Source organism: Streptomyces sp. BR123 (assembly GCF_013401435.1).
GTDB lineage: Bacteria > Actinomycetota > Actinomycetes > Streptomycetales > Streptomycetaceae > Streptomyces.
The window spans coordinates 1-11,680 of record NZ_JACBGN010000231.1 but is presented as its reverse complement, the minus strand read 5'-3'; the positions used below and the strand labels follow the sequence as shown (position 1 = coordinate 11,680).

12 protein-coding genes are annotated in these 11,680 nt (G+C 72.5%); 6 read left to right on the top strand and 6 right to left on the bottom strand.

Translation table 11 applies throughout. The features are described from left to right. From HYE82_RS27500 to HYE82_RS27485, 4 genes are all read left to right on the top strand, one after another. Positions 1-511 (top strand): transketolase C-terminal domain-containing protein (locus tag HYE82_RS27500; protein WP_369009822.1); only part of this gene is annotated, 511 nt, incomplete at its 5' end. Further along, entirely contained in the window at positions 508-1,797 is a 1,290-nt protein-coding gene (aroA, locus tag HYE82_RS27495; protein WP_309144461.1) for a 3-phosphoshikimate 1-carboxyvinyltransferase, read from the top strand. The genes HYE82_RS27500 and aroA, both read left to right, overlap by 4 nt. Before the next feature lie 26 nt (positions 1,798-1,823). After that, positions 1,824-3,017 carry a 3-hydroxybenzoate 6-monooxygenase gene (locus HYE82_RS27490; protein ID WP_179176861.1) on the top strand — a complete coding sequence of 398 codons (1,194 nt, stop codon included), beginning with the start codon at positions 1,824-1,826 and terminating at the stop codon, positions 3,015-3,017. 62 nt (positions 3,018-3,079) lie between these two features. Then, positions 3,080-3,643: a DUF4291 domain-containing protein gene (locus HYE82_RS27485; protein WP_179176860.1), complete on the top strand. Its 564-nt coding sequence runs from the start codon at positions 3,080-3,082 to the stop codon at positions 3,641-3,643. On the opposite strand, the gene HYE82_RS27480 is transcribed toward HYE82_RS27485, so the two are convergent. Then, positions 3,633-4,574, bottom strand: coding sequence for an NADP-dependent oxidoreductase (locus HYE82_RS27480; protein WP_179176859.1), 942 nt, complete (start codon positions 4,572-4,574; stop codon positions 3,633-3,635). The genes HYE82_RS27485 and HYE82_RS27480 overlap by 11 nt on opposite strands. Before the next feature lie 139 nt (positions 4,575-4,713). On the opposite strand from HYE82_RS27480, the gene HYE82_RS27475 reads away from it, so the two are divergent. Beyond that, positions 4,714-5,739 (top strand): aldo/keto reductase, encoded by a 1,026-nt coding sequence (locus tag HYE82_RS27475; protein ID WP_179176858.1) that lies wholly within the window; start codon positions 4,714-4,716, stop codon positions 5,737-5,739. Positions 5,740-5,741: 2 nt separating this feature from the next. Next, positions 5,742-6,599: an arylamine N-acetyltransferase gene (locus tag HYE82_RS27470; RefSeq protein WP_179176857.1), complete on the top strand. Its 858-nt coding sequence runs from the start codon at positions 5,742-5,744 to the stop codon at positions 6,597-6,599. Between the two features lie 150 nt (positions 6,600-6,749). On the opposite strand, the gene HYE82_RS27465 is transcribed toward HYE82_RS27470, so the two are convergent. The 5 genes from HYE82_RS27465 to HYE82_RS27445 form a co-directional block, all read right to left on the bottom strand. Further along, positions 6,750-7,235 carry a hypothetical protein gene (locus tag HYE82_RS27465; RefSeq protein ID WP_179176856.1) on the bottom strand — a complete coding sequence of 162 codons (486 nt, stop codon included), beginning with the start codon at positions 7,233-7,235 and terminating at the stop codon, positions 6,750-6,752. A gap of 232 nt (positions 7,236-7,467) precedes the next feature. Then, the gene (locus HYE82_RS27460; protein WP_179176855.1) at positions 7,468-8,280 is read right to left on the bottom strand and encodes an arylamine N-acetyltransferase; all 813 of its coding nucleotides are present in this window, start codon (positions 8,278-8,280) and stop codon (positions 7,468-7,470) included. A gap of 35 nt (positions 8,281-8,315) precedes the next feature. Next, positions 8,316-9,707, bottom strand: a complete 1,392-nt coding sequence (locus HYE82_RS27455) for an FAD-binding oxidoreductase (protein WP_179176854.1) — start codon at positions 9,705-9,707, stop codon at positions 8,316-8,318. A gap of 26 nt (positions 9,708-9,733) precedes the next feature. Beyond that, complete coding sequence (locus HYE82_RS27450) at positions 9,734-10,978, bottom strand: MFS transporter (protein WP_179176853.1); 1,245 nt, start codon at positions 10,976-10,978, stop codon at positions 9,734-9,736. 74 nt (positions 10,979-11,052) lie between these two features. Then, on the bottom strand, positions 11,053-11,680 hold a 628-nt coding region (locus tag HYE82_RS27445), incomplete at its 5' end, for a carboxylesterase family protein (protein WP_179176852.1).

Below are 11,680 nucleotides of genomic sequence, written 5' to 3'. Positions count from 1 at the left end.
CCCCAGCCCCGTCCCCACCTCAGTCCCCACGCCCAGCCCCGGCACCGGCCGGGGCGCCGCGGTGTACGAGTCCGGCGATCCGGGCCGGTCCCGCCGGGGCGGCTACGTCCTGGCCGAGGCCGAGGGCGGGGAGCCCGACCTGGTGCTGATCGCCGGTGCCGGCGAGGCGGAGGTCGCCCTCGACGCCCGGGCCATCCTCCAGCGCGACGGCATCGCCGCCCGGGTGGTGGCGATGCCCCGCCTCGAACGCTTCCGGCAGCAGCCCGCCGCCTATCGCGAGCAGGTGCTGCCGGTCCGGGTCCGCGCCCGGGTCTCCGTGACGGCCGGCGCGGCCCTCGGCTGGTACGAGCTCCTCGGCGACGCCGGGATCCCCGTGGGCCTCGGCCGGTCCGGGACCGGCACCCCGTACACCGCCCTGCTCCGGCAGCACGGCTTCACCGCCGAGCGGGTGGCCGCCACCGCCCGGGCCGTCCTGGCCCGCGCCGGACACCGACACCGGGAGCACGAGTGACCGCCCTGAACGCCGTACCGACCGCCCGGATCCCGGGCTCCAAGAGCATCACCAACCGGGCCCTGCTGCTGGCCGCCGCCGCCGACGGAGTCTCGCTGCTGCGGGCCCCGCTGGTCAGCGACGACACCCTCGCCTTCCGCGCGGCCCTGACCGGCCTCGGCGTGCACATCGAGGCCGAGCCTGGCGACGCCGCCTGGAAGGTCACCGGCACCGGCCGCCCGCCCGTCGCGCCCGTCGTCGGCGCCCCGGTGTGGTGCGAGGACGCCGGCACCGCGGCCCGCTTCCTGCCCCCGTTCGCGGCGACCGGCCGGGGCCGCTTCGCCTTCGACGGCACCGGCCAGCTGCGCGCCCGGCCGCTGCGGCCGCTCGCCGACGCGCTGCGCCGGCTGGGCGTCCGCGCCGGCGTCACCGAGCCGGCCGGCGGACTGCCGATGACCGTCGACGCCGACGGCCTGCGGGGCGGGGAACTGACCGTCGACGCCAGCCTGAGCAGCCAGTACCTCACGGGGCTGCTGATGGCCGGACCGCTGATGCGCGAGCCGCTGACCGTACGCGGCCAGGGCCTGGTCAGCCGCCCGTACATCACGATGACCCAGGACCTGATGCGCCACTTCGGGGCGTACGTGGACGAGTTCGACGGCGGCGCCATCCAGGTGCTGCCCGGCGGCTACCGGGCCGCCGACCTCGACATCGAACCCGACGCCTCCACCGCCTCGTACGTCTTCGCGGCGGCCGCCGTCACCGGCACCACCGTCAGCGTGCCCGGCCTCGGCCGCTCCAGCGTCCAGGGCGACCTCGGCTTCGTCGAGGTGCTGCGCCGGGCCGGGGCCCGCGTCGAGGTCGGCGAACGGGAGACCACCGTCACCGGCCCCGCCGACGGCGTGCTGCGCGGCGGCTTCGACGTCGACATGGGCGACATCTCCGACACCTTCATGACCCTCGCGGCCGTCGCCCCCCTCGCCGACGCCCCGATCACCGTGTACGGCATCGGCCACGCGCGGCTGAAGGAGTCCGACCGGATCGCCGCGGTCGAGGAGAACCTGCACGCCCTCGGGATCCGCGCCGAGTCCGGCCCGGACCGGATCACCGTCCACCCCGGCCGGCCCGCGGCCGCCCGGATCGCCTGCCGCCGGGACCACCGGATCGCGATGGCGTTCTCCGTGCTGGCCCTGCGCGTCCCCGGCACCACCCTCGACGACCCGTCCTGCGTCGCCAAGACCTTCCCCGGCTTCCACGCCGAACTGGCGCGGCTCTTCCCCGCCCGCCCGGGCAGCAACCGTCACTGACAACGAAAGGGATGTGAGACACCCCCATGGCCGACATACTCATCGCCGGCGGTGGCATCGGTGGCCTTGCCGCGGCGCTCGGGCTCGCGAAGCGCGGACACCGGGTCACCGTGCTGGAACGCCGGGACGTCTTCACCGAGGTCGGCGCCGGCATCCAGCTCGGCCCGAACGCCTTCCACGCCCTCGACCTGCTCGGGGTGGGGCAGGAGGTCCGCGACCGGGCCGTCTTCATCGACGAGCTGCGGTTCATGGACGGCACCACCGGCGAGAAGGTCGCCGCGATGCCGGTCAAGGAGAACTACCGGGTCCGGTTCGGCAACCCGTACGCCGTCGTCCACCGCGTCGACCTGTACCTGCCCCTGCTGGAGGCCGCCCGACGGCACCCCGGTGTCGAGCTCCGGGGCCGCCACCACGTCGTCGGCTACGAGCAGAAGGCGGGCGAGGCCACGGCGCTCCTCGCCGACGGCCGCCGCATCACCGGCGACGCACTGATCGGCGCCGACGGCCTGCACTCGGCGATCCGGCGGCAGCTGGTCGGCGACGGCTCCCCGCGGGTGTCCGGCCACACCATCTACCGGTCGGTCATCCCGATGTCGGAGGTGCCCGAGGAGCTGCGGTGGAACACCGTCACCCTGTGGGCCGGCCCGAAGTGGCACTTCGTCCACTACCCGATCGCCGGCGGCGAGCACTTCAACCTGGCCGCGACCCGCGACGACGGCGCCACCGAGGCCGTGGCCGGCGTCCCCGCCAGCCACGAGCACGTCGTGAACTCCTTCCCGGAGCTGTCGGGTGCCGCGCGCCGGCTGCTGGAGCTGGGACGCGACTGGAAGGCCTGGGTGCTGTGCGACCGCGATCCGGTCGACCGCTGGACCGAGGGCCGAGTCGCCCTCCTCGGCGACGCCGCGCACCCGATGCTCCAGTACGCCGCCCAGGGCGCCTGCCAGGCCGTGGAGGACGCGGTGCTGCTGAGCGGGCTGCTGGACGGCTGCCCGGCCGACTACGAGCAGCGGCTGGAGAAGTACGGCGCGGCCCGCCGCGAGCGCACCGCACAGGTGCAGCTGGTGGCCCGCGAGATGGGGCGGCAGCTGTACCACGCGGCAGGCGAGGCCCGTGTCGAGCGCAACGCGATGCTCGCCTCCCTGTCGGACGACGACATGTACGACAAGGTGGCATGGCTGCACGGCGCCTACGACTTCGAGACCGGCACAGCCGCCGACTGACCGCGCCACCGCGGCGGAAAACGGTTCGCGTGCGCCTTCGGCCGGCTGGCAGTGTGCGGCAGATGCCGCCGCTGCACGAGATCCGCGCCCGCTACGACGACCGGACGGTCACCGTCTACCAGGCCTACGGGCCCGCCGTCGCCGAACCGGCCCTGGGTGCCGGCCGGTTCGTGCCGCCGTTCTCCTTCGGCCGCATGACCTGGATCAAGCCGTCGTTCCTGTGGCTGATGCACCGCAGCAACTGGGCCGCCAAGCCCGGGCAGGAGCGCGTGCTGGCCGTGCGGATCACCCGCGACGGGTGGGAAGAGGCCCTGTCGCGGGCGGTGTTGACGACCGCCGACCCGGCGGACGTCGCCACCGCCGCGGTCCATGTGCAGTGGGACCCGGAGCGCTCCCTGCGCGGCGCGGCGCTGAACCACTACAGCATTCAGGTGGGGATCGGCCGCGGGCTGATCCGGACCTTCGCGGAGGAGTGGGTGGTCGGCCTCGACGACCTGACCGGCCCGGCCCGCAAGGCCGCAGCCCTGGTCCGGGCAGGCCACGGCGCCCGGGCGCAGCGTCTGCTGCCGCCCGAGCGCCCGTACCCGCTTCCCGGGGGCCTGGCCCGGCGGCTCCTCAGACCGTGAGGACGATCTTGCCGGTGGCGTGCTTGGACTCGCTCAGCTCGTGGGCCTTGCGGACGTCCTGCAGCGGGAAGGTCCCGGCGATCAGCGGGCGGATCTTCCCGGCCTCGGCGAGAGCGGCCAGCTCCTCCAGGACGGCGTGGTCGGGCGCCACGTTGACCGTGATGCCGCGCAGGCCGAGGGCCTCCGCCTTCGCCTGGATCTCCGGGAGGGCGAGCGGGTTGATCACGCCGATGTAGGTGCCGCCGGGGCGCAGGGTGCGCAGGGAGCGGTCCTCGTAGTCGCCGCCGATCAGGTCGAGGACGACGTCCACGTCCTTGACCGCCTCGGTGAAGTCCTCGGCGGTGTAGTCGACCAGTTCGTCGGCGCCGAGTTCGCGCAGCACCTCGTGCTTGGCCGCGCTGGCCGTGCCGATGACGTACGCGCCGCGGGCCTTGGCGATCTGCACGGCGAGGTGGCCGACACCGCCGGCCGCCGCGTGGATCAGCACGCGCTGGCCCGGCTGGATGTCCGCGCCGTCCACGAGGGCCTGCCAGGCCGTCAGTCCGGCCATCGGCAGGGCGGCCGCCTTGACGTGGTCCAGGGCCTGCGGCTTGCGCGCGAAGTGGCGGGCGGGGGCGGCGACGTACTCGGAGTAGCCGGCGGCCTCGTTCGGGAAGGACGGGAGGCCGAACACCTCGTCGCCGACCTTGAAGCGGTTCTCGCCGGGGGAGACGGCGACGACGGTGCCGGAGACGTCCCAGCCGACGCCGAACGGCGGGGTCAGCCACAGGCCGAATTCGCGGATCTTCCAGTCGATCGGATTCACTCCGGCGGCCTGCGTCTTTACCAGAATTTCCGTCGCATCCGGAGCCGGAATCGGGGAATCTGTCAGGTTGAGGACTTCATTGCCGCCGAGGGTTTCCTGACGGACCGTACGCATGGTTTCTGTCATGCATTCCATGATCTGTGCGCGCCGATCCGAATGTAAAGTCAGGACTCCGTCGATATCCGGCCATTTGTGGGGCGCGGAACCTGACAGAGCGGCCGGGAATTTTTTCTGCTGCGCAGAACGTTCCCCAATGCTGGGCCATATGACTCAGCTGCGTTCACTTGGTTCGGCCGGCCCCGAGGTTTCCGCTCTCGGCCTCGGCCTGATGTCCATGTCCGACTTCTACGGGCCCGCCGACCGGGCCGAGGGCGTCGCCACCGCACACGCCGCCATCGAGGCCGGCATCACGCTCCTCGACACCGGCGACTTCTACGGCAGCGGCCACAACGAGCTGTTGGTGCGCGAGGTGCTCCAGAGCCACGACCGCGAGCAGCTCACCCTCAGCGTCAAGTTCGGCGTCCTGCGCGACCCGGCCGGCGGCATCCTCGGTGTCGACAACCGACCCGAGGCCGTCAAGAACTCCCTGGCGCAGACCCTCCAGCGGCTCGGCGTCGACCACGTCGACGTGTACCGCCCGGCGCGCCTCGACCCGGCCGTGCCGATCGAGGAGACCATCGGCGCCATCAAGGAGATGATCGACGCCGGCTACGTCCGCCACATCGGCCTGTCCGAGATCGGCGCGGAGACCCTGCGCCGCGCCTCCGCGGTCCACCCGATCGCCGACCTGCAGATCGAGTACTCCCTGCTCTCCCGTTCCATCGAGGACGAGATCCTGCCGACGGCGCGCGAGCTCGGCACGGCGGTCACCGCGTACGGCGTCCTCGCCCGCGGCCTGCTCTCGGGCCGCTGGAACCACCAGCGGGCCACCGCCACGGACGACGGCCGCAGCAGCTTCCCGCGGTTCAGCGGCGAGAACCTCGACCGCAACCTGCAGCTGGTCGCCGCCCTCGGCAAGGTGGCCGAGGCCAAGGGCGTCACCACCTCGCAGCTCGCCATCGCCTGGGCCATGGCCCAGGGCCCCGACATCGTCCCCGTCGTCGGCTCCCGCCGCCGCGACCAGCTCACCGAGGCGCTCGGCGCCCTCGACATCGAGCTGACCGCCGAGGACGTCGCCGAGATCGAGCGGGCCGTCCCCGCCGACGAGGTCGCCGGCACCCGCTTCGACGCCGAGGGCATGGCCATGCTCGACAGCGAGAAGAAGTCCGCCGCGGCCGGGCAGGCGGGCTGAACATGGTCGCCATCGGCAGCCCCGCCCAGTGGCAGGCCGACCGGCTCGACGTCCAGGCGTACCTCGACCGCCTGGGCGTGACCGGGCGCCTGGAGCCGGACGCGGAGACCCTGCGCCGACTGCACCGGGCGCACGCCCTGACCATTCCGTTCGAGAACCTCGACATCCTCCTCGGACGGGGCATCGACCTCGACGTCGACGTGATGCAGGACAAGCTGCTGCGCCGGCGGCGGGGCGGCTACTGCTACGAGCACAACATGCTCTTCGCGCTCCTGCTGGAGCGGCTCGGCTACGAGGTGACCCGCCTGTACGCCCGGCCCGTCCTGGACGCGCCCAAGCCGCTGCCGCGGACCCACCTCATGCTGCACGTGGCCGTCGGCGGCGAGACGTGGCTCGCCGACGTCGGCTTCGGCGACGAGGGCCCGCTGGAGCCGATCCGGGTCCGCGACGGCATCGTCGCGGACCAGGGCGGCTGGGTGTACCGGCTGGAGCGCGAGGCGGGCACCGACAAGGAGTGGGTGCTCTCGCTGCAGCGGGAGGACGGCTGGTTCCCCCTGTACTGGTACGCCACGGAGGCCCACCACCACATCGACTGCGTGGTGGCGAACCACTTCATCTCCACCCACCCCAGCTCGCCGTTCACCGGCCGGGTCTTCCTGGAGCGGATCGCGGAGGACTGGCGGCTCAACCTCAACCACCGCAAGCTCACGCTGACCCGGGCCGACGGCACCGTCGAGGTGCGGTACGTGGCCGACGGGGAGGTGCGGGAGCTGCTGGACGAGCAGTTCGAGATCGAGCTCACGGAAGACGAGGCCAAGGTGGTCGTGGCGGCGCTGCCGGCGCCGTCCGAAGCCTCCTGAGGCCGCCCGTCACCACCGCTGCGGGGCCCGCGGCGCGCACACGGCCGGTGTGCGCGCGGCGGGCCCCGCTTCGTCGTACGCCCTTTCCGTACGGGAAAGCCGTACGGGCGCCACAGGGGGGAAGGGAGACGTGGCGGGTGGAGCGGTGGGTCAGCGGGGCTGGACGTTGATGCGGTAGCCCTTGCCGGTGGAGGAGCCGCCGGTGACGAGGGTGCCGTCCAGCTGGTGGATCTGGTAGGCGAAGTCGAAGTTCGCGGTGGTGCGGCCGGTGACGGTGATGTTGGCCTTGAAGGTGATGGTGGAGTTGGCCTTGCCGTCGGTGCCGATGAGCAGCGCGGTGTCGGTGTCGGAGTAGGTACCGCAGCCGGTCAGCTTCCACTCGCCGTGCGAGGCGGTCGTGGTGTTGTTGGGCGAGGAGAAGTTCACCGTGCCGTACGAGGCGGTGGCGCTGCCGTGGTAGCTGCCGAGGAAGGTCTCCTTGGTGTTGTCGTCCACGACCCGCCAGCTGCCCGGCAGGGTCAGGCAGCCGCTGCCGCCCTCGACGGCGGCGTTCGCCGAACCCGTGACGGCCGTCGCGGTGGCCAGCGCGGCGATACCCGCGAATACCGCGGCCTTGATACGGGTGCTCTTGCGCATCTGAGTCTCTCCAATGGAATGGAAACGGGGGTTTTCGGTGCCGGGCCGGCGGTGAACGCAGCGGCTTCATTTCCCATGATGGGCTGTCGAATTGCCGTGCGGTATGGACCGGTTCCCGATCCGTCAGGTCGTCATTCCGGCCGTGCGGGGCCCCGAAAAGCGCCTGTGCCGCACCCCGGAAATACGGGGTGCGGCACAGGGAGGGAGGGGGCCGGATGCGGGAGGAAATGGTTCAGTCGATCTGCATGACGATGCGGACCGCCGGGTCGACGTCCGGCTGCTTCGGCATGGTGTCGACGACGATGCCGAAGTGCTCCTCGTACGCGGCGCGCAGCGCGGCGTCGTCGGCCAGCAGCACGGTCTCCTTGCCGTCCGCGGTGGTGCGGGTCAGCTCACGGCCGTTGACGGTGACGCGGCCGTCCTCCCTCTGCTGGCAGGCGATGAGGTTGTGCAGGAACACCGAGTCCGGCGCCGTGCGGTACCACCACAGCGTCGGGTAGAAGTCAGCGATCCGCACCGGCCGCTCGTCGAGCCGGTACTGGATGTGCCCGTCCAGCTCGACCTGGAGGCCGCCGTCCGCCGGCTGCAGCACGCGGAAGTCGCCGTGCGGGTCCTTCTGCACCTCGTCCGTGCCGATGGGCAGCGGGAACCGGCTGCCCTTGCCGAAGCCCACGTCGACCAGCCAGTCCTGGCCGTCCGCGTGGACGCGGAGCGCCAGGTGGCACAGCGGGGCGCCGAACTCGCCGCCGAGGAAGACGGCACCGGGGAGGATCTCCACCCGGAAGCCGAGCGCCTCCAGCAGGTGGCCGAAGGCCGGGTTCAGCTCGTAGCAGCCGCCGCCGCGCCGCCGGGTGACGATCTTCTCGTGGAGGAAGTCGCGCTCCAGGCTCAGCTCGGCGCCCTCCACGTGGTAGTCGATGTTCTCGAACGGCACGGACAGCACGTGCCGCTCCTGGAGGTGCCGCAGCGCGTGGACGTCGGCCTGCTCCGGCCGGCGCGCTCCGATGCGCTCCAGGTAGGCGTCCACCATCGCTTCGCTGAACATGTCGTCTCTTCTCTCCTCGGTCGCGGCGCCGCCCGTCATCGTGAACGCCAGCCGGTCGGCGGGATGTTGTGGTTCACCCGGAACAGGTTCTGCGGGTCGTGGGCGTCCTTGACGGCCACGAGCCGGGCGTAGGTCTGCGCGTCGTACGCCGAGCGCAGGTGCTCGGGGGAGGACTCCAGGGCGCTGATGAAGCTGAGGAACGGGCCGCCGATGCGCCACGGCTCCATCGTCTCCATGAGCCGTTCCTGGAACTCCCGTACGTCCTGGATGTGTTCGGGCCACACCGGGGCGCCCGCGAAGAGGGTGTACGCGGTGTCGCGGTGCGGCAGCGCGTTGGGGTGCACGGGCTGTCGGCCCAGCGCGCCGCCGAGGTGGCGCAGCTCGACGCCGGGGCGGACCGCGTCCGCGCCCTCCTTGATCAGCGGGACCAGGGTGGCGATGGCGGCGTCGTCCAGCTCGCGGATGCGCGTGGAGCGCTCGTAGTACACGGCGGGGACGGTCGGGTCCATGTTGATCTCGGCGACCCGGGTGTACGGCATGTCGCAGACGGTGTCGAGGACGGGCTCGACGATTTCCCGCAGCGGGCGGACGAGTTCCTCGCCCTCTTCGTTCGAGCCGTTGAACGCGATCCGGATGTGCGCGAGGAAGCGGCCGCGGACCGGCTCCGGCAGCACGTCGATGTCGGGGAAGCGCATCACGGCGATCGAGGACTGCATCGCGTCCGGCAGGGTCCGCGTCCAGTCGCGCCACGTCGGCAGGATCTGCTCGATGTGCTCGCCGGGCAGGAAGAGGCCGCCGCCGTACAGCCGGGAGACGGGGAAGAGGCCGATCTCGATGGAGGTGACGACGCCGAAGTTGCCCTTGCCGCCGCGCAGTGCCCAGAACAGGTCGGGGTGGTCCTCGGGGGAGACGTAGCGCAGCTCGCCGTCGGCGGTGACCAGGTCGATGTTCTTGACGTGGTCGGCGGAGAACCCGTACGAGCGGCCCAGCGGGCCGAGGCCGCCGCCCAGCGTGTACGAGACCACGCCGACGCCCGGGGAGGCGCCGTTGAGGGGTGCCAGGCCGAAGGCCGCCGCCTCCTCGATGACGCGGCTCCACTGCGCGCCGGGCTCGATGCGGGCGGTGCGGGCGCGCGGGTCGATCCGCACGCCGGTCAGGTTGCGGGTGTTGATGAGGATCGCGCCGTCGGCGGGCAGCGACGTACCGTGCCCGGTCGCCTGGACCGCGACGGCGAGGCCGCCCCGGGCGGCGAAGCGCACGGTGGCGATGATGTCGGCGGTGCCGTCGGCGAGGACCACCGCGGCGGGCCGGTTCTCCGGCAGGATCCGGTTGAAGCCGAGCGTCTCCTCTTTGTACGCGTCGGTGCCGGGCAGCAGGAGCGGCCCGCGCAGCTCGGCTCCGAAAGCGGACAGGTCGGTGGCGGACACGGAAGTTCCTTCCTGTAACGGGTGGTTCACTGCGCTGCCTTGGCGGGGGCGCGCAGGCTCGGGAGGGTGAGGGCGGTCAGCAGGACCACGGCGCCGCCGATCCAGGCGACGGTGGTCAGCTGCACGTTGTCGACGATCAGGCCGCCGACGAGCGCGCCGAGCGCGATGGACAGGTTGAAGACCGACACCCACAGCGCGGAGGCCGCCTCCATCGCGTCGGGCGCGTACTTCAGCATCCAGGTCTGCAGGCTGACGGAGACGCCGCCGAAGGCCAGGCCCCACAGGACCAGCAGGGCGATGCCGCCGGCCTGGCTCTCGCCGACCAGCGGGAACAGCAGCATCGCGGCGGCCAGCGCCACGATGATCACCGTCATGGTGCGGCCCAGGTTCTTCGCGACGGCCGCGCCGGCGACGAAGTTGCCGATGATGCCGGCGACGCCGAAGCCCAGCAGCAGGACGCTGATCAGGTCCTCGTCGATGCCGGAGACCTGCTGGAGCATGGGGCTGACGTAGGTGTACGCGGCCAGGTGGCCGGTGACGATCAGGCCGGTGGCGATGATGCCGGCGCGCACGCCGCGGTTGCCGAACTGGCCGATCAGCTCGCCCACGCTGACGGGCTTGGTGGCGGGCAGCTTCGGCAGCAGCACCAGCAGGGCGACGAGGACGGCGAAGGCGAGCACGCCGAGCGTGGCGAACGCGGTGCGCCAGCCGGCGAGGCCGCCGATCAGCGTGCCGGTGGGGACGCCGAGGACGTTGGCGGCGGCGACACCGCCGAAGATGAGCGCGGTGGCCCGGGGCACCGCGGCCGGCTGGACCAGGCGGAAGGCGAGGCCGCCCGCGATGGCCCAGAATCCGCCGATGGTGACGCCGACGAGCACGCGCGAGGCGAGGAGCACCCCGAAGTTCGGCGCCAGAACGGTGATCAGGTTGGCGGCGGCCATCACCGTCATCAGCCCGACGAGCAGGAAGCGGCGGTCCATCCGCCCGACGACCACCGGGATCAGCGGCGCGGACAGCGCGGCGACCAGGCCCGGCACGGTCACCATCAGGCCGGCGGTGCCCTCGGAGACGCTCAGGGCGGAGCCGACCGAGGTGAGCAGGCCGATCGGCAGCTGCTCGGCGGTGACCAGGGTGAAGATGCCGACCGCGACGGAGACGACGGCGAGCCAGCTCTTCAGCGAGGTGGCCTGCGCGGCAGCCCGCGGCGGCGCACCGGCGGCTGTGCTGTCGGTGGTGTCGGCGGTGTCGGCGGGTGTTTCGAGTGTTGCCATGGCAAGAACCTCATTCGTGATAACCGGGGGCTGGGGCCGCCCTGCGGGGAGGCGTCAGGGCGGCCGCGGGCAGATCAGGTGCGGGGGACCCAGCCGGACTCGTCCCAGAACCGCAGCTGCCGGGCCTTCGACGTGCCGGCGACCTCGGCGATCCGCTCACCGCCGAGGACCAGCGTGCTCGGCGTGCCGGGGTCGAAGACCGGCCACTCGGGCAGGCCGGGACCGGCGGGCACGCCGTCGCGGGCGAAGGCGGCGACCAGGTCCATGAAGGTCTCGGACACGGTGCGCTCGACGGGCCCGTCGTGGAACAGGGGGGTCGTCTGCGGCACCGGGTAGGTGGCTGCGATCGCGGCGGTGTCGGCGTACGTGCCGAACAGGAACGGCGAGGTCGACTCGTGCGGGGTGCCGTGGTGCGGGGCGCGCACGGGGTGGGCGAACTCCATGACGTACTGCGGGGTCCTGGCGTGCCGGGCGTGCCGCTCGGACAGCCGCACGATCTGGTAGCGGAACAGCGCGTCGCCCCAGATCTCCGTCCACAGCGACAGCGGGTCCTGCGGGAGCCCCTCGGCCTCGGCGGCCTCCCGGTACGCGGCGAGGCAGGCGTCCACCAGCTCGTCGGTCACCTTGGCCGAGCCCTTGTCCAGGACGCCGCGCACGGCCTCGCGCAGTGCGGCGGCGTCGGCGGGCGGCGGGGTCGGGGTG

What these genes read in the sequence shown, in the direction of transcription:
- HYE82_RS27480 (WP_179176859.1), bottom strand. Translation starts at nt 4,574, where the DNA reads ATGACAGAAACCATGCGTACGGTCCGTCAGGAAACCCTCGGCGGCAAT.
- HYE82_RS27490 (WP_179176861.1), top strand. Translation starts at nt 1,824, where the DNA reads ATGGCCGACATACTCATCGCCGGCGGTGGCATCGGTGGCCTTGCCGCG.
- HYE82_RS27470 (WP_179176857.1), top strand. Translation starts at nt 5,742, where the DNA reads ATGGTCGCCATCGGCAGCCCCGCCCAGTGGCAGGCCGACCGGCTCGAC.
- HYE82_RS27475 (WP_179176858.1), top strand. Translation starts at nt 4,714, where the DNA reads ATGACTCAGCTGCGTTCACTTGGTTCGGCCGGCCCCGAGGTTTCCGCT.
- HYE82_RS27465 (WP_179176856.1), bottom strand. Translation starts at nt 7,235, where the DNA reads ATGCGCAAGAGCACCCGTATCAAGGCCGCGGTATTCGCGGGTATCGCC.
- HYE82_RS27460 (WP_179176855.1), bottom strand. Translation starts at nt 8,280, where the DNA reads ATGTTCAGCGAAGCGATGGTGGACGCCTACCTGGAGCGCATCGGAGCG.
- HYE82_RS27485 (WP_179176860.1), top strand. Translation starts at nt 3,080, where the DNA reads ATGCCGCCGCTGCACGAGATCCGCGCCCGCTACGACGACCGGACGGTC.
- HYE82_RS27450 (WP_179176853.1), bottom strand. Translation starts at nt 10,978, where the DNA reads ATGGCAACACTCGAAACACCCGCCGACACCGCCGACACCACCGACAGC.